Below are 17,999 nucleotides of genomic sequence, written 5' to 3' on the forward strand. Positions count from 1 at the left end.
TATTTCCATAAAGACCTCACCTTCCTGTTGAGTTTTTTAACTCATCCTTTGGGAGGATGGTGAGGTCTTTTTTCTACATTTTTTCTGCTTTTTCCTCCTTTTCGACCTAAAAATATTTTACACTATCTACTCCGCAACTTTTACAGCTCCGTGGCTTTTAATTCGGAAGCTACAAAGGTTTGAGAGACCGTTGCCACTTGGACCCCCGAAGGAACTGATAAGGGTGTAACTCTCAGCTGGTATCTCACCGGTGCAGGTATTACGCCGCCTCCGGCAAGGGGATTATCGTCCACGTGCTGCAATTGTGCATTTAAAAGCAGTACCCCTCCAGGATAATAAGAAGCACTTTGGGCGATGGAATAAATGAGGGTGTTTTCCCGCAGTATTTCAAAAAGTAAATCCACGGTGCCGGCTGCTTCAGGGGCAACTACCGCCCAGTTCACCATCCCATTGAGCCACACTCTATCTTCTGCATCGTCAATCCTCAAATTCATTTCTGCAAGCAATACGGGAGTATTAATTATAAAAAGAGGTGTTATAAAACTTTCCCTGAAAGAAAACCCGGTTAAAATTCCCTTTTCCACCATTCTTTTAACCCCTCTCTATTCAATCTCGGCAGCCGTAAAGGTTATCGGCCCGCTGGTAGTTACAATGGAATCATTAGCCTGAGCCCTGAGAGTATAATTAACTGCTGAAGGGCTTCCCGTCAGCGGTGTGGTATCTACGTGCTCCAAATAAACGGTATCCCGTACGGTACCGGAAGAAGTGGAGGAAAGGCTCTTGACCGTCTGATAAATTAAGGTAGTTCCTCTAAGGATTTGAAGGGTCACATCTACGGTATGGGCATTAGAAAACTGTGCCACAAGACCTACCGAAGCATTAAGCCATACTTTATCCGTCAGATCATCTATTTCTATGCTTACCGTTGCCAGATTCGAAAAATTGGGGTTGGAAGCTATTGAAACCGGTGGAACGATGCTTCCAAAAGTAGATGCGGGCTCGCTTACCTGAAAATCCGTTAATATCCCCTTTTCAATAAATCCCTGTTGACTTCCGTTATTCTCGGTCATTTTCAATCTCCTTTCCATTCGGTATTATTCAATTTCCGCAAGAGTAAGGGTAATCGGCCCTGCGGTAAATGCAGTGTGTTCGGTGGCATCGGAAGTAAGGGTATAGGTGACCTGAATCCCGGCAGAACCGCTGCTCCCCGCGGATAAGACTTCCGCCAGCGGTTTATCCACAAAAAGGATTCTGGCCACATTATAAACGCTGTTTGCCTTGTGGCATGGGTTTGATACCGTTTGGACCACGGAGGCAATGGGTATGCCGTTTCGCCTTATTGTAAAGGTAGCCCCTACCACACCGGGACTGTAAAAATTATTAAACCATCCTACGGTAGCGCTTATAAGCACCCTGTCCTTTATATTATTTATTTTTATCGTAGCCTGGGCCAGCGTCGCATTCAAAAGGCTCAAAGGAGCGGTTACGGGAATGGATACAGGTTCGCTGAATTGAAACTCCGTCATACGAACGTAATCGTGCGTAAACAAAATTAACTCCCCTTTCCCCTTAATTTTTATTGCATTATATAATATTTTCCTATGAATTTTGTTGTTACATTAGGAAAAAATTAAGGCCCGTAAAGCCTTAGCTTTGCGAGCCTAATTTTTTCTCCCATTCGAAAGCCGTTTTAATAATAAAGGATAAATCATCGTATTTGGGAACCCAGTTTAACACCCTCTTTATCTTTTCGGCGTCTGCCACCAGCCGGGCAGGATCACCGGGTCTTCTTTCCCTGTATTCCACAGGAAAGTCTATCCCCGTCACTTTTTTTGCTTCGTTTACCACCTCTAAAACCGAAAAACCCCTGCCGTATCCGCAGTTTAAAATCTCACTTTTGCCGCCTTCTAAAAGGTAATCCAAAGCCTTTATATGAGCCTCCGCTAAGTCCATGACATGAATGTAATCCCTAATACAGGTACCGTCCTTAGTGGGGTAATCCGTGCCGAAGACAAAAAGTTTATCCCTTTTACCGCAGGCGGTTCTCACGCACATGGTGATAAGATGGGTAGCGTCCTTTTTTGTTTCTCCTATTTTTCCCTCCGGATCCGCACCCGCTACATTGAAATACCTTAAAGATACGTAGCTAAAATCCCCGGCAAAAGAAAGGTCCTTCAGAATGGTTTCTACAAAAGCCTTGGATCTGCCGTAGGGATTAATAGGGGAAAGGGGAAAATCCTCTTTTATTGGCATTTTTTCCGGTTGACCGTAAACGGCTGCGGTAGAAGAAAAAATAAAGTTTTTAACTCCGGTTTCCCGCATAGCTTTTAAAACATTTATGGCCCCTGCCGTATTGTTCTCATAGTATAAAAGCGGTTTTTCTACCGACTCAGGGACAATGATCTTTGCTGCAAAATGCATTACCGCATCGGGCTTGAAATCCATCATAGCTTTCTTTAGAGTTTCGTAGTCCAAAATATCCCCTTTAATCAGCATGCCGTAAAGCACAGAAGAAGAATTACCGGTAGAAAGATTATCGAAAACCGCCACTTCAAAACCCTTTTCCCCTAGGAGTTTAACCGCATGGCTCCCAATGTACCCCGCTCCTCCGGTCACAAAAACCCTTGCCATAACACCTCTCCCTTGAAACTATTTTCTTTAAAATCATTTTAACATATTTTTACAATAATTTCTTTACTTTCTCGAGGAATATCCCATTCTCCTGTAGGTGTGCCTTTTCCCCCTGATGGTTATGGAAAGCTCCATGATATTTTCAGGAAAGGCCATTCCGGAAAAACCCGCATCGCCTATATGCTGTATATCCGCACCGGCCATCTTTGATAACATCGCTATATCCCGTATGGTCTCTCTACCCGCACTTTCCTGGGAGGTGCCTATGGCGGTCATGGCAAGGGCTCCCTCGCTGTGGATTTCCCGTATTAGCCTTTTTGCCGTATCCATATCCATGCCGGGAACGGTGCCGGGTGCCGGAATTAATACCACATCCGCACCGTTTATCGCAAACCCTTTTACCACCTGAGGGTCGAAAACGTTTTCCCTTCCCGCCGCATGCATTTTACCCGCGATTATGATCATGTCCTCCTCGAGAATTTCCCGGCATAACTCCAGGCTTTTTACTATATCTTCGGATGAAACACCCGTATTAGGATTGGCAGCTATTACCACATAATCAAATCCGTAAAATCTTGCTTTTTCCAGATTCTCCTTTGATACCCTTCTACCTTTAGGGAAATTTTTAACGCTTTCGGGCACAGGCTCCAAATTTACGCCTATGAACCTGCCTGTTATACTTTTTACTTTTTTTATGTAATCGGCGTTGACCCTGTTTTCTTCAATTTTTTTAAAATAATTCTTGATAAAATTCTCCGTTTCGGAAAGCGATGTTCCTTCATCGTCTATGCCGAAAATAAAGGGCTTTTCAAAATCAAAGGTGTTTAATGTTATCATATCCGCTCCAAAGGAGGCAGCAAGTTCAGCATTGCTCACACCGTAAATTAATGGCGGGCACGATATCACACACTCCGCCACCACCGTTCTGCCTTCCGAATGTCTTATGGTTTCAAGGATTTCCCTCTTTTTCATGTTAAAAAAATCGTTAAATGCAAGTTCAAAAATCCTTTTCATAGGATCACCTCTAAAATCACGTTTTCTCCCCTTTTTACCTCTTCCAGTTCCGTCTTAATAATCCTTTCCGCGCCTTTTACATCCGGCACAATAATGGGTGTAACAAGACTAAATCCCTTTTTCTTTATAAATTCCCTGTCGAATCTCAAAAGAACCTGCCCTTTTTTTACATTTTCCCCTTCCCTCGCGTAAAGTATAAATCCTTCCCCTTTTAAATTTACGGTATCCATTCCCACGTGTATCAGCAGAGGAATCCCCATAGATTCCAGTACAATGGCATGCCCGGTGGAAAAAACCTGTTTTACCCTGCCGTCAAAAGGGGAGACGAGCTCCCCTTCTGACGGTTCTAAGGCAATACCATCTCCCAACATTTTTTTCGAAAAAACCTCATCGGGAACCATTTCAATACCCAAAACCCTTCCGGTTAATGGTGCAAATACCAGTAATTTTTCGTTTTTTGCTTCTTTTTTTTCTTTAAAAATATTAAAAAACATAATATGCCTCCTCGTAGTCTACCGCATTGCATTCCTCATTTCTTCAACAATTAACTCCGCATCGGTACCCACAACTATTTGAATATTTCCTCCTCCGAGCTTCATTAAACCAGTGGCTCCTGCGCTTTTTATTATGTCCTCATCAATTTTACTCTCATCTTTTAAGGTAACCCTTATCCTGGTTATACAAGCATCGAGAGCATTAATATTTTCCTTTCCTCCGATACCATTTAAAATCATCCTTGCCCTTTCTCCGATCCTCACCTCTTTTGCGCTTCCCGTAGCTTCTCCTTCTATCCTCCCGGGAGTGGGTAAATCATATTTTCTTATAAAATACCTGAAAATAGCGTAATATGCAATACCATATATAACACCTATGGGAATCAGCATCAATGGTTTTGTCGCAAGACCATAGTTCAACACATAATCTATAAGCCCTGCAGAAAATCCAAACCCGTGTTTCAACCCCATTATATAAGTCAAAGCTAAGGAAAGTCCTGTCAACACCGCGTGAATAAGGTACAACACCGGTGCCAGAAACATAAAGGCAAATTCTATGGGTTCGGTGATCCCCGTAAGTAGCGAAGTTAAAGCAGCGCTGATCAGGACACCGCTCACAGCTTTTCTTTGAGATTCCTTTGCTTCATGAAGCATTGCAAGACAGGCTGCGGGAAGGCCGAACATAAATATGGGGAAAAATCCCGTCATAAAAATACCCGCCGTAGGATCTCCGGCAAAGAACCTGTGAAGGTCTCCTGTAATAACCTGTCCCTGTGCATTTGTATACTGACCAAACACAAACCATACAAGGCTGTTTACCACATGATGCAGTCCAAAAGGTATTAAAAACCGGTTTAAAATGCCGTATACAAAAACCCCAAGGGCGCCCGCACCGATTATCCACTGACCGGCAGCATAAATCCCCTTCTGAACCGGTGGCCAGATAAATCCAAATATGATTCCAAGGATGAGCATGGCTGCGGCAGTAACTATTGGTACGAACCTTTTTCCTCCGAAAAATCCCAAAAAATCTGGAAGTTTTATATCTTTATACCTGTTATATAAATATGCTGCTACGACACCAGTAATTATACCACCCAAAACTCCCATGTTAATATCCTTATTGATAGCCCCGAGTACGCTGGTCAATACGTAGTATCCTACACCTCCGGCTAAAGCAGCTGCTCCTGCTCCTTCCGCAAGACCCATTGAAACTCCCAGAGCAAAAATCATGGGAAGGTTGTCAAAAACCGCCTGGCCTCCCGCCATCATTACCGGAATATTAAAGACATCGGGTGCTCCAAGCCTCAAAAGTAAAGCCGCTGCCGGCAGTACAGCTACCGGAGCCATTAGTGCTCTCCCGAGCTTTTGCAGACTTCCAAGCTTATCGTTCATCAAAAACCCCCCTCGATAAATTAAAATAAAGTATACTGCAAAATATAAAACTCTAAAACTTTCCTTTCACCCCCTTTGTAAAATTAAAAGAGCCGGGAAAGGAATATAAATCCTTTCCCGGCTCTTGCCCGTTCTTTCGGTAACACGCCGGTTTTCAATTTAAATTATAACAGTAATTTGGAAATATTGCAATATTTACCATAAATTTTCATTTTTGTTGATTTTCTTCCTTTATCCTCTCGATATGCAAAGCGATATAGGCAAGTTCGTCCTCGGGAACTTTTACGTTGAATTTTTCTTCTATATATTTACATATTTTCCCGGCCACCTGAAAACTTTTTTTGAAATTTCTTTTAACCGATTTCAAAAGCGGATTTTTGATGAAATTTCCCTTATCCGCCCTTTCCAGCACAAACCTGAGATGTACAACCAGCCTACCATAATTTATATCTTCCTTATTTATTTTAATTTGTAACATTTTTTCTATAATCTCCACCATATCCTCAATCATGTTAGCATATCTTACCGTCTTTGATAATTTTGCGTTAACCATAGCAGCGTGAATATGCATTGCTATGAATCCCGCCTCATCTTCCGGGACGCTTACTCCCAGTCTTTTTTTTATCATCTCCAAAGCTATCAGGGCTATGCCATATTCCTTCGGGTATAAAACTCTAATTTCATTTAAAAATGGATTTTTTACCTCTAATTTCAACGAAAGTCTGTGCAATGTGAAATTAATGTGGTCCGTCAGGGCTACGTGGATATGGTCACTCAAAGGCTCGCAGCTGCTTTCGGAAATCATCTTTATAATTTCCTGCACCACTTCAAGGACCCTCTTATCCACTCTTTCCGAAAGCTCTTCGTATTTTTTAAATTCCCCCCTGTCGTAAAAATAAAATATTTTCTCAATCTTTTCTTCTGTAATCTCTTCTCCGGCTTTCTTTTCAAATCCTATTCCCTTTCCCAGCAACACCGCTTCCCTATCCTTTTCTTCGTCTTTTGCCATAACTGCGTTGTTATTCAATACCTTGAGTATTTTAAAGCCCATATCACCACACCTTGTTTTTTAGATAACATTTTCCAATCAATTTTCATTATACTTTTTTATTACCCTTTCCTCAATGTATTTTTACAAATACCTTAGACTCAGAAATATTTTCCTTAAGAAAATATTTTATTTTAAAAGGAAATACCTTGAAAAAATAGAATATATAAATAAAATATCATAATATACAATTCTGTAATGGAAGGTGGCAAAGAGATGAAGAAGAATATACTTGGAAATACGGGTTTGGAAGTTACGGAACTTTGTTTCGGAGCCCTGCCAATGGGCCCACTGCAGAAAAACATGGATGTTAAGGAATGCACCGAAGTGATAGCCCATGCTTTGAAGAAGGGCATTAATTTTATCGATACCGCTCAAATGTACAGGACCTACGACCCTATAAGAGAAGCCATAAAACAAACCGGAATTGAGCCTGTAATTTCCACCAAGTCCACCGCCTCTACTTATGAAGAAATGGATAATGCTGTGAAGGAGGCCTTAGAAAAGCTTGATAGAAAATACATAGATATTTTCTTTTTACATGCCGCAAGAGCTGAGACCGATGTATTCGAAGTCAGAAAAGGAGCCTTAGAATGTCTTCTGGATTACAAAAAGAAGGGTATAATTAAGGCAGTAGGAATTTCCACCCACAATGTCAAAGTAGTGGAACTTGCTGCTTTAAGGGATGATATCGATGTGGTCTTCCCCATAGTGAATAAAAAGGGGATAGGCATCCTTCAGGGCACGGTTGGAGAAATGATCGAGGCAATAAAACTATGCAATCAAAAAGGAAAAGGCGTTATGCTGATGAAGGTCCTGGGCGGCGGAATAATGATCAACGAATTTAACGAATCCCTTAAATTTGCCAGGAGCATCGAGGGTTACCATTCTATAGCGATCGGAATGGTGAGCAAGGAAGAAGTGGACTTTAACGTGGACTACTTTAACGGTCTATTTGACGAAAAAAGAACCCCATCCCTCTCCGGGTATTCCAAAAGGTATTCGGTAGTAGATGTCCTCTGCAAAGGGTGCAGGTCCTGCGTAGCGGTATGTCCGGGAATGGCCATGGAATTCGACGAAGAAAGAAAAAAGGCCTATATCGTTCAGGAAAAATGCCTAACCTGCGGTTACTGCACTTCAGCCTGCAGGGAATTTGCCATAAGGGTAATATAAAAAGGCGGTTTTATCCGCCTTTTTATATTTTAAACTTCTTTACATTTTCAATTAAGTCATTTGCAATGGAATTTAAGGTTTGAGCAGATGCCGCCACTTCTTCCGAAGAAGCAGAAAGTTCCTCGGAAGATGCGGAAACTTCTTCCGATGCTGCAGAATTTTCTTCCGCCACGGTGCCTACTTTTTCCACCTTATCGAGAACATCATCCTTGGACCTTGTTATGCTGTTCATAGCTTCATAAACTCTCTCAATCAGAGGAGCTACTTTCAAAGCTGATTCCAAAATTTCATTAAATGATTGTACCGTACTATTAACCGAATTTGTCTGTACCTCGATAAAGTCATCCACATTCTTTACGGTTGTAATAACTTCTTGCGTTTCCTTTTGAACTGCACCCACCAGTTTATTTATTTCCTCCGTGGATTTTCTCGCTTCTTCTGCAAGTTTTCTCACTTCTTCCGCTACTACCGCAAAACCCTTGCCTGCTTCTCCCGCTCTTGCTGCTTCAATTGCAGCATTCAGTGCAAGAAGATTTGTTTGTGCAGAAATTTCGCTAATAGTCCCGGTAAAAGATTCTATGCCCTTTATGCTGTTTGTCAGAGCATCGATTTTTTGTGTAACCACTTTAAAAGCATTTTTTACATCCTCTATAGTTTTTATTAATTTTTCCATTTCCTTTTTTCCGAGGTCCGCCTTACCGTAAGTGTTTTCGGTTTCGTACTTTACGCTGCTTAATTCTTTAAAAGCATTTTCGATGTTATTACTTAAAATATCCATAAGTTTCACTATTTCCATCAGGTCATTGGCTTGAGAGGTAGCTCCTTCCGCTACCTGTTGAATGGTTTTTGCTACTTCCTGGGAAGAAGCTGCCATTTCTTCAGAAACCGCCGAAAGACTTTCCGAGTGAGAGGCAAGCTCTTTGGCCCTTTGAGATAGGTTACCGATAAGATATCCGAGGGAACTTTTCATCTCATTCATCGCTCTGGCAATATCGCCTATTTCATCTTCTCTATTAAGGTACCTTTTATCTACATCAAAGTTTAGCTCTCCTCTTGCTACGCTTTTTAACCTTTGCACCGCAAGTTTAAGAGGGTTTGAAATCCTTTTTACTACAAAGGAAAGCAGAATAACTGAAAGCAAAATCATTAATACAGTATAAATTAACGAGCTAAAAAGCATACCCTGCAGAACCCCGGTAAAATCACTTACAGGTACCGTAGCGCCAATTATATACCTTCCCGAAGTTTTGTACCTCATAAAATAAAGGGCATTATCGTAATTATATTTAAACCTTCCTTCTTCCCCTGTTAATTGTTTGCCCCAGTAAAGTTCATCGAGGTTTTTACCAACCATATTAGAATCTCTGTGGCTTAGGATAACACGGGTATTTTTATCCACAACCAAAATAAATCCGTTTTTGCCAAATCTGTAAATTTCCGATACTTTCTTTATATCAGCCTTTTCAAGTTCTTTTTGCAATCGCTCGGGCTTTACCCCAATCTGAACTATTCCAGGCTTATCTATACGGGATACTCCTATGTACTGAAAAAGCACCTTATCTGTTCCCCTCTGCTGGGGCTCCTGAGCCAGCTCAAAATTTTTATCTCTTAAACCCTGTAAAAAAGGTTTAGTCTGTTCCGAAGTATTAAAATCAAAACCGTAAAACTCCGGTACAGTTCCCCATTTTAAAATCCCATCTGAATCAATTACATGGATTTCTTCCACATCCATGCTCTTTGCCAGATTAATAAGCTTTTCCCGGGAGTTAATAATTTCCGGTTTTTCAGCGATAATAAGGGCCAACGTCCGTGCTTTGGTAATATAAAGTTCGTTCAATTCTTTCTTCAATTCCTTTATTCTTTCATCCTGATCTTTTACATAATTCTCCACTTCCTGTACTTTCTGCGTGGCAAATTCATCCATCTGCCCTGACACCATATTTTTAGTAAATTGATAGGAAATTGCCGTAAGTATCACCGTTGAAAGTATAACGATAATCGCAACGGGTACTGTTATTTGTTTTCTTATGTCCATAATATCCCTCCAACTAAATCTTTTTGTGAATTATATACAATATTTGGGTTCGTTTTTTTGTTAAAATTTAACTAATTTTGTTATTTTTTAATATGTAATAATTATATTACAAAATTCGACAAAAAATCAACATTTTAGTTTTTCTACATAAAATTTGAAGGATATTTGTCATAATATATAGAATTATATAAAAGCTATTTTTTACTTATAAGCGGCGGTGATAAGGTGAATTTCAAAAGGTTTTATATAATTTCAACCGTCATTTTATGCATATTACCCATGTTTTTTATGTTTTTATACGTTGTAAAAATACTTATCCCCGGATATGAAAGGGCAATTACCAATTATCATTTGGTTGAAACCCAAAAAAATTTAGAAAAAATCATCGGCAAAAACCTGGAAGATTTAAAAATAACCGCCCGGGATTATTCGGTCTGGAGCGATATGTACGAAGCCTTTCAAATAAGAGATTTAGAATACATTAAAAGAAACTACAGCGGTTACCTCCCTGATGAACCCTACAACCTTTCGTTAATACTGGCAGTGGATTTAAATAAAAACCCCTTTGATTTTTATTCCGATCAGCCTTATTCCGTTGATTCCCTTCTTCAAAATAAAGAAATAGAGGTCCTTTTTAAGAAAACCTTGGAAGATTTAAAAATTGTCGGGTTGGATGCCGCTATAAAATCAGGATATATAAAGTTAAACAATTATATTTACGCCTTCGGGATTTCTCCCATCCTCGACGACAGAGATTTTTCTAAACCTCCCATGGGAATACTGCTGATAGGGCGTGAAATTAATGAAAATTTTCTTGGAAAGATAAATTCATATATTGAATCCCCTTTAATTTTCTGCAATGAAGATAAAGAGCATCCTCCATTAATAAAAGGTTTTTTAAAAAGAGAAATCCCTGTTTTTGACATTTGGGGTCATCCTTTGGGGCGATTTATCTCTTATTTCAACCTGGGAGTTTTACGAACCATATACCGCAATTTCTTCCTTTTCTTTATAATCTTTTGCATATTTATCTTTTCGTCAGGAGTATTGTTTGCCATTTCCTTTTCTTCATATTTTGCCAGGCAGTTTCAAAATCTCGAAGATTTCGCTTTGAAAAGTTTATCTATAAATAGCACTGGACGCATCTCGGGAATAATTGCCCAAAATGTCAAAAACCCTTTTGAAAGGGTCTCTATGGTAATCGATATTCTCTCAAAGGAACTCAGGGAAAAAATAGCGGTGCTGGAGGCACAAAGAAAAAGGCTCCTATCCCTTTACGAATCAGAAAAAAGGCAATTTGAAGACACTATAAAAATGCTTGTCTCAATAGTAGAATTAAAAGACCTTTACACCAAAGGCCATGCTGAAAGGGTAAGTAAAATAGCCGTAAAAATAGGCGAAAAGCTCGGAATTTCACTTTCCGCTCGGGAAAATCTTAAAATAGCAGGACTTTTACACGACATAGGCAAGATAATCATCCCTGAAAACATATTAAACAAAACCGGTAAACTTTCCAGGGATGAATATGAGATAATAAAATTACACACCGCTTATGGCTTTCATATATTAAACGAGAACCAGACCTTCGAGCACATTGCAAAAATCGTCCTTTACCACCACGAAAACATTGATGGCACGGGCTATCCCAAAGGCATCAAAGGAGAAGATATTCCCTTGGAGTCAAAAATAATTTCAGTCGCAGACGTATTCGATGCCCTTACGACGGACAGGCCCTACCGAAAAGCATACACAAAAGAAGAAGCGCTAAATATAATGGAACAGGATGTGGGGAAAAAGTTTGACGAGAAAATTTTCGAGGTATTTAAGCAAGTGATGGAAGAAGAAGAAAGGTAGGCTTTTTAAGCCTGCCTGTTACTTTCATATTTTTCATAAATCCTCGTTTTCTCCTCATCGCTTATAATCCTATCTATAAAAGCGGCGATTAATATTATCCCCACCACATCTACAATCCATCTTGTCACGGCAAATTTGCTTCCAAGAGAGGTCATTTCAAACAAAAACATGGGAATTTTAAGGGTTGACCATGCACCTAAAAATATCAATATATTGGAAAACTTTGCACCTTTTTTCATCATTACCTCCGCAACCGGAAAGGCACCGTAAAGGGGCCCTGCGGCAGCGGAGCCTAAGAATATGCTGAGCATTATTCCCTTTATTCCCGACCCCTCTCCAAGGAGTTTTATAATAGTCTCTCTGGGTACCCAGGTATCGAGAAGACCCAGAAGAAGGAATATTGGCGGTATCACGGCTAACATATTTAAAAAGTTGTTTTTAGTGCTTATAAAAATCTTTGTACCGAGTTTTTTATCCATGATAAAAATAGCAATATCAATAATCATTATAAATATAAACAATGCGTATTTTTTTATGAAATTCATCTTACCACCATCCCTATTATTAATGCTACGATAAAGGAAAATATATAACTTAAGACATTCCTCAAAAATGCAACCCTTTTCCCGAAATAGCTTATTTCAAGGGGCAATGTTACAAACCCCACCATCATTAATGTAGAAATAAACACCGCTATCTGCATAACACCGGCTCCCTTTTGAAGAAGGGAAGCAGCGAGGGGAAAGGCAACAAATCCGGGTATCAGGGTTATAGAACCAATAATTGATGTTAAAAACATTCCCAAAAAACCCGTATTGGCACCAATTATCTTTGAAATGATATCCGGAGTAAGCACAGTCAAAACAAGCCCTATTAAAGCGAGCACTCCCGCAAAGGCGGGCAAAATATTTTCAAAGGATTTCCATGCTTTTTTAAGAGCCATTTTCGTTTTTTTCCTGTCTTTAAAAAAGGAAACAATCAGAAATATTACAGCAAGGATGTACATAACTACCGTAAACAATATTTCACCTTCCTTCACCGAAATTTTCATCAAAACGCTTTAAAAAATATTCCATCCGTTTTATCTGCCTTTTAACGTGTTCAGCCCAGGTAAAAAGGACTTCCTCACCCTCATCGGTAAGTTTGTAAAGTCTTTTGGCAGGGCCCTTGCCTTCAGTATCCCATTCGGAGATTATAAGCCCTTCTTCTTCCATCCTCCTTAAGTTCCTGTATACCGCACCGGGGTCAATACATTCGTTAAAGCCAAAGTCCAAAAGCCTTTCCATCAATTCATAACCGTGGGAAGGTCTTTCCTTTAATAACAGCAAAAGGCAGGGCATCATGAATCTTTCCAGTTTGAAGCCGGGACATCCTCGTTTTTCATGGTGCCTTTCTTCATCGCACATAATTTCACCCCACTTATATTTTCATATATATGTCTATAACATATATATGTTTAACTTAATTATACCTTAAAAATATAAATTTTCAAGAAGATTAAAAAAACCGCCTTCAGGTTTTATATCCTAAAAGCGGTTTTTATCATTTATTATACCATTACCTCATTATTTTTACATTCAACGATGTATTTTCCCACTAACTGCGCAAGTTCCAGCGCCCTCATGGTGTAGCCGTATTCGTTATCATACCAGGCGACCACCTTAACAAGCTTATTGTCTATCACCATTGTAGAAAGCCCATCTACAATAGAAGAATGCGGGTTTTTGACAAAATCGGTGGAAACGAGAGGCTCCTCTATATAATCCAGAATCCCTTTTAGTTTTCCTTCCGCTGCTTTTTTAAAGGCTTTATTTACTTCTTCCTTTGCAGTCGGAATTTCCACGCTCGCGGTAAAATCTATTATGGAAACCGCAGAAGTTGGCACTCTGTAAGCGCATCCGTTTAGCCTTCCTTTTAAGCGAGGAATCACAAGACCTATGGCCTTTGCCGCACCAGTGGTGGTGGGAATGATCGACATGGCAGCAGCCCGGGCTCTCCTTAAATCCTTATGAGGTTTATCCACCAGGTTCTGATCAGCGGTATAGGAATGAACTGTAACCATGGAGCCGTTGATAATATTAAAATTTTCGTCAAGGACCTTTACAATGGGTGCTAAGCAATTAGTGGTGCAAGAAGCATTGGAAATTATGTAATCTTTTGCAGGGTCAAAATCCTTTTCGTTCACCCCCATTACTATTGTCCTGTCAGCATCATCCGCCGGAGCTGTGATAATCACCCTTTTTGCGCCGGCTTTCAAATGCTTTTGTGCATCGCTTCTATTTTTTATCTTGCCGGTGGATTCAAGGACCACATCCACATCAAGTTCCTTCCAGGGCAATTTCTCCGGGTCCTTTTCGGCGAAAAACGGAATTTCCTTCCCATCTATAATCAGCCTGTCATCAGAGGCATCTACCGTTCCCGGGTAGATTCCGTAAATGGAATCGTATTTAAAAAGGTGGGCATGAGGCCTCGGCCCGCTGGTGCTGTTTATTGCTACTATTTCCACATCCTTTGCTTTTCCTTCCAGCCAGATTCTTAAAGCATTTTTACCAATCCTTCCGAAACCATTTATAGCAACCTTTATCTTCATTAAAAGTAACCTCCTTGTACAATGTATTCTTATAAACGAAAATATTATATCATATATTAATCTATTGTGCTATATTATATTTTATTTATCATTATAATGTGTTACGATATATATGAATTTTTTTATTTTTATGATATATTAAGGAACATAATCTCAAAAATAAAAAACCCGCAGATGCGGGTTTCTTGATTTTTCTATTCAATTATAGAATCTATTAGTTCATAATCCTTTCGGCTATTTGGATACTTTTTACTACATCTTCTTCCTCAACTATCAGAGGGTCAGAAAAGCTCAAGGATATATCCATTTTATTTCTTCCTCTACAATTTTATAAAATTTCGCATTGCTGTTTTTCATTTTTTCAATTTCGTCCTCGGTATATATCAGCAAATCAACCGGAACAGGTATTTTGCTTAAATCCCATTTTTCTGATCGCTTATCAAAAGGAATTGCGGTATTTTTCATAACTATAATAACATCCAAATCGCTTCCTACTCCCCAATCGCCTCGAGAGTAAGAACCAAAATATCCTACTTTTTTTATATCTCGCTGGCTTTTTGCAATCTCTTCTACCCATTCCTTTAATGAATTAACCACACTTTTTTCATCGGGCCATTTGAGTACGGACGAATTCAAGGATCTCACCGGCATATTTTACAGCCTCCTCACTTTGCAAAAAACTATAATGTTCAAAAGGCGCACCTTCCGGGTGACTATCAGGATACCTCGCCGGTATATAAAAATTATCAAGCACCTTTGCCTTTGCTATTAACTCTTCACTTACCGGGATACTTTCGGGTAAATCTTTCAAAAGCCTTGAAAGAACATGCCCCCATGCCTCCTGCCCTAAATGTAAATGCAAGGCTTTTAAAGCTTTTTCTGCTGCCTGATGAGCTGCAAAACATGCCCACTCATGATCTTTATTTTCCCTTGAAAATTTTGCATGCTCTAAATCTTTTAGAGCCTGTTTGTACCAATCTTTTGCTCGATTGGGCATAATATCCACTCCAATTATTATTATCAGTATAATTTTACCATTTTAAAGTTAAATGGGTCAATGCACAGGACTATACTTTAAATTATAATAATTTTGGGTATAATTATATATAGAATAATATTTTGAGGTGAAATTATGTTTGTTGGAAGGGAAAGGGAGTTAGAGCTTCTTGAAAGAGAATATAAAAGGGAAGGGACATCTTTTGTAATAATCTATGGCCGAAGAAGGGTGGGAAAAACTTCCCTTATAAAAGAATTTATAAAAAATAAGCCTTCTTTATACTTCCTTGCAACCGAAGAAATAGAAGAAGAAAACATGAAAAACTTTCAATGGAAAATCGTCGAATATTTTAATTTAGACCTTTTCAAAGATATAACATTAAAAAACTGGGAAAAAATTTTTCAACTAATTCCAGATACCAAAGATAAATTAATATTAGTAATAGATGAATTTCAATACTTGGCTTTCGTTAATAAAGCGGTAACCAGTATTTTTCAGAAAATTTGGGATGAAATATTAAGTAAAAAAAATATTATGCTTATACTTTGCGGCTCCTATATAAGCATGATGGAAGACCTAACATTATCCTACAATAGCCCTCTGTTTGGGCGAAGGACGGCTCAAATAAAATTAGATCCCCTTAACTTTTTTGAAGCCAAGTTACTATATAATCAGGAAAATAATGAAAAAAATATTCTTTTATACAGCATAACCGGTGGAACACCTAAATATATTGAGATGTTTGATGTCAAAAGTCCGGATCTATTTTCTGCAATATCGGAAAACATCCTGAAAAAAGGAAGTTTTTTTTACGAAGAAGCTGAATTTTTACTGGAAAAAGAAGTGGAAAAAAATATTACTTATTTTTCTATATTAAAAACAATTGCCCTCGGTAATCACAAAATAGGTAAAATAGCATCGACACTTTCCCTTCCGGTATCGTCCATATCAAAATACCTGGATACTCTCCAAAAATTGGATATTGTCGAAAGAATTGTCCCTGTAACTGAAGAAAATCCAGAAAAAAATAAAAAAGGCTTATATTATATAAAAGATAATTTTCTTAATTTTTGGTTTAAATTTGTATTTCCTTATAAGTCCTATTTGGAAATAGATAAAACAGATTATGTGTTAAAAATGATAAAAGAAAGGTTTTATGAAAACCATGTATCACTGGTTTTTGAAGAAATTTGCAGACAATATTTACTTTATAAGTCCCCTTTTGTATTCTCTAAAATAGGCAAATGGTGGGACGGGGATGAAGAAATAGACATAGTTGGTATTAACCAAGAAGATAAAAATTACCTGGTAGGAGAATGTAAATTTACCGTAAAACCCGTAAGCCTTGAATTATTTTTTCACTTAAAAGAAAAGGCAAAAAAAATTAAAATAAACGGCAAAAACATAATAAACTTTAATACTCATTTTGCCTTTTTCTCAAAAAGCGGTTTCACAAAAGATTTTATCGATTACGCCAAGGAAAATAAGAATATACATCTTTTTACAATAGATGATATTAATTAAAATTTATTTCATTCACCCCCTCAGAAGATTCGGAAAAAGCCAAAGGGATTATTCATACTTTTTTAAAGTAGTTTAATAGCCCGCCAAAGCGGGCTATTTTTTACAAAGCAAATTGATCAAATAATTCCCTAATTCTAATAACTAACAAGGGCAATAAGAGCTGCACCGCAAGGGGGCACAATTAAGAAAGCCTTTTTAGATACAACCCCATATCTTTCGCAAACCGCATTCATATTTGCTAATGCATTCGGCGTAGCTCCTAAACCGTGACCTACTAAACCAGAACACATTACTGCTGCATCGTAATTTCTACCAATCAAGGGGAATAGCAAAAATGCTGCATAAAGTAAGATAAATATAGTTTGAACCACAAGGATTATTACTAGAGGCAGTGCTAATGAAGCAAGCTCCCAGATTTTTAAGGACATCATGGCCATTGAAAGGAAGATCCCCAAAGAAAAGTCAGAAATAACATCTACCGTATTCCATTTAATATTACTAATTTCAAAACATCGTTTATATTCCTGAATATCACCGCAATGAACATTGCGCCAATATAGCCTGGAAGTACAAAATTGGTAATGTTTTTAATATATCCTGCTATCAACTCTCCCAGTACCATAATAACCAATATTAGGCCCGACATGTTAATTAGGCTGTTGCTCGTGACGGGTTCGGATTCACCTTTGTCAATTTCATAAGAAATTCCTTCTTCCTCGTCAGTTTTGATTTCAAGATTAAAGCGCTCTATTAACCACTTTGCGAGAGGTCCACCCAAGAGTCCTCCTGCTATTAATCCGTAAGTCGCTGAGGCAATAGCAACGACAAATGCTCCATTAACACCCATATTTTCTACAGTAGGGCCAAATGCCGATGCCGCTCCGTGACCTCCTTCCAGCGAAACTGCCCCAGCCATTACGCCTAAGACAGGATGTATCCCAGTAAATTTGGCTACTGTAGATCCTATCAAGTATTGCGAAATTGCCAGTATCCAACATCCAACCAGATACACTATAAGGGTTTTGCCGCCCTTTTTAACAAGTCCCAGACTTCCCGCAAGTCCTACCGTAGTAAAAAATGCTATCATCAATGGCGACTGGAGAGTGGTATCAAAGCTAAAACCCTGTTCATCCGCTTTAGCAGTACAATCAAAAAAACAGATTCCATATAATATAATTAATAAAAGCAAACTAAAAAGAAAAAAGCTTTTAAATTTATATCCACCCACCAAATTTTCCTCCGTT

The 17,999-nt window shown here is 38.8% G+C and carries 18 protein-coding genes and 1 pseudogene; 3 read left to right on the plus strand and 16 right to left on the minus strand.

What is annotated here, in order from left to right; all coding sequences use genetic code 11:
• Window positions 1-140: 140 nt before the first annotated feature.
• The 8 genes from ATZ99_RS03455 to ATZ99_RS03490 form a co-directional block, all read right to left on the minus strand.
• Window positions 141-587, minus strand: coding sequence for a hypothetical protein (locus tag ATZ99_RS03455; protein WP_068747851.1), 447 nt, complete (start codon window positions 585-587; stop codon window positions 141-143).
• A gap of 15 nt (window positions 588-602) precedes the next feature.
• Complete coding sequence (locus ATZ99_RS03460; protein WP_068747852.1) at window positions 603-1,070, minus strand: hypothetical protein; 468 nt, start codon at window positions 1,068-1,070, stop codon at window positions 603-605.
• Window positions 1,071-1,094: 24 nt separating this feature from the next.
• A complete protein-coding gene (locus ATZ99_RS03465; RefSeq protein ID WP_157074698.1) occupies window positions 1,095-1,550 on the minus strand; it encodes a hypothetical protein in 456 nt (151 codons plus the stop codon).
• 97 nt (window positions 1,551-1,647) lie between these two features.
• Window positions 1,648-2,631 (minus strand): UDP-glucose 4-epimerase GalE, encoded by a 984-nt coding sequence (galE, locus tag ATZ99_RS03470; RefSeq protein WP_068747854.1) that lies wholly within the window; start codon window positions 2,629-2,631, stop codon window positions 1,648-1,650.
• Window positions 2,632-2,694: 63 nt separating this feature from the next.
• Entirely contained in the window at window positions 2,695-3,645 is a 951-nt protein-coding gene (locus ATZ99_RS03475; protein ID WP_068747855.1) for a DUF7916 family protein, read from the minus strand.
• Complete coding sequence (locus tag ATZ99_RS03480; protein WP_068747856.1) at window positions 3,642-4,139, minus strand: PTS sugar transporter subunit IIA; 498 nt, start codon at window positions 4,137-4,139, stop codon at window positions 3,642-3,644. Before ATZ99_RS03480 ends, ATZ99_RS03475 begins: the two co-directional genes overlap by 4 nt.
• Before the next feature lie 18 nt (window positions 4,140-4,157).
• On the minus strand, window positions 4,158-5,534 hold the full coding sequence (nagE, locus tag ATZ99_RS03485; RefSeq protein ID WP_068747857.1) for an N-acetylglucosamine-specific PTS transporter subunit IIBC: 1,377 nt from the start codon (window positions 5,532-5,534) through the stop codon (window positions 4,158-4,160).
• Between the two features lie 208 nt (window positions 5,535-5,742).
• A complete protein-coding gene (locus ATZ99_RS03490; RefSeq protein ID WP_068747858.1) occupies window positions 5,743-6,585 on the minus strand; it encodes a PRD domain-containing protein in 843 nt (280 codons plus the stop codon).
• A gap of 213 nt (window positions 6,586-6,798) precedes the next feature.
• On the opposite strand from ATZ99_RS03490, the gene ATZ99_RS03495 reads away from it, so the two are divergent.
• Complete coding sequence (locus ATZ99_RS03495) at window positions 6,799-7,755, plus strand: aldo/keto reductase (RefSeq protein ID WP_068747859.1); 957 nt, start codon at window positions 6,799-6,801, stop codon at window positions 7,753-7,755.
• A gap of 22 nt (window positions 7,756-7,777) precedes the next feature.
• Here ATZ99_RS03495 and ATZ99_RS03500 read toward each other — a convergent pair whose 3' ends face one another.
• On the minus strand, window positions 7,778-9,790 hold the full coding sequence (locus ATZ99_RS03500; RefSeq protein WP_068747860.1) for a methyl-accepting chemotaxis protein: 2,013 nt from the start codon (window positions 9,788-9,790) through the stop codon (window positions 7,778-7,780).
• A gap of 225 nt (window positions 9,791-10,015) precedes the next feature.
• Here ATZ99_RS03500 and ATZ99_RS03505 point away from each other — a divergent pair, with 225 nt between their 5' ends.
• On the plus strand, window positions 10,016-11,644 hold the full coding sequence (locus ATZ99_RS03505) for an HD domain-containing phosphohydrolase (RefSeq protein ID WP_068747861.1): 1,629 nt from the start codon (window positions 10,016-10,018) through the stop codon (window positions 11,642-11,644).
• 5 nt (window positions 11,645-11,649) lie between these two features.
• Here ATZ99_RS03505 and ATZ99_RS03510 read toward each other — a convergent pair whose 3' ends face one another.
• The 6 genes from ATZ99_RS03510 to ATZ99_RS03535 form a co-directional block, all read right to left on the minus strand.
• The gene (locus ATZ99_RS03510) at window positions 11,650-12,189 is read right to left on the minus strand and encodes a permease (RefSeq protein ID WP_068747862.1); all 540 of its coding nucleotides are present in this window, start codon (window positions 12,187-12,189) and stop codon (window positions 11,650-11,652) included.
• Window positions 12,186-12,665, minus strand: a complete 480-nt coding sequence (locus ATZ99_RS03515; RefSeq protein ID WP_068748029.1) for a permease — start codon at window positions 12,663-12,665, stop codon at window positions 12,186-12,188. The genes ATZ99_RS03510 and ATZ99_RS03515 overlap by 4 nt, the downstream gene beginning before the upstream one ends.
• A 4-nt stretch (window positions 12,666-12,669) precedes the next feature.
• Entirely contained in the window at window positions 12,670-13,050 is a 381-nt protein-coding gene (locus ATZ99_RS03520) for a helix-turn-helix transcriptional regulator (protein WP_068747863.1), read from the minus strand.
• Between the two features lie 143 nt (window positions 13,051-13,193).
• Window positions 13,194-14,234: a type I glyceraldehyde-3-phosphate dehydrogenase gene (gene gap / locus ATZ99_RS03525; protein ID WP_068747864.1), complete on the minus strand. Its 1,041-nt coding sequence runs from the start codon at window positions 14,232-14,234 to the stop codon at window positions 13,194-13,196.
• Window positions 14,235-14,525: 291 nt separating this feature from the next.
• Window positions 14,526-14,885, minus strand: a complete 360-nt coding sequence (locus ATZ99_RS03530; protein WP_068747865.1) for a nucleotidyltransferase domain-containing protein — start codon at window positions 14,883-14,885, stop codon at window positions 14,526-14,528.
• The gene (locus ATZ99_RS03535) at window positions 14,839-15,231 is read right to left on the minus strand and encodes a HEPN domain-containing protein (protein WP_068747866.1); all 393 of its coding nucleotides are present in this window, start codon (window positions 15,229-15,231) and stop codon (window positions 14,839-14,841) included. Before ATZ99_RS03535 ends, ATZ99_RS03530 begins: the two co-directional genes overlap by 47 nt.
• A gap of 135 nt (window positions 15,232-15,366) precedes the next feature.
• On the opposite strand from ATZ99_RS03535, the gene ATZ99_RS03540 reads away from it, so the two are divergent.
• Window positions 15,367-16,755, plus strand: coding sequence for an ATP-binding protein (locus tag ATZ99_RS03540; protein WP_222927064.1), 1,389 nt, complete (start codon window positions 15,367-15,369; stop codon window positions 16,753-16,755).
• Window positions 16,756-16,889: 134 nt separating this feature from the next.
• Here the strand turns inward: ATZ99_RS03540 and ATZ99_RS12365 are convergent.
• Window positions 16,890-17,842, minus strand: a pseudogene (locus ATZ99_RS12365) (sodium/glutamate symporter).
• Between the last annotated feature and the right edge of the window lie 157 nt (window positions 17,843-17,999).

Origin of the sequence: Thermovenabulum gondwanense, assembly GCF_001601575.1 — a bacterium.
In the GTDB taxonomy this organism is placed as follows: Bacteria; Bacillota; Thermosediminibacteria; order Thermosediminibacterales; family Thermosediminibacteraceae; genus Thermovenabulum; species Thermovenabulum gondwanense.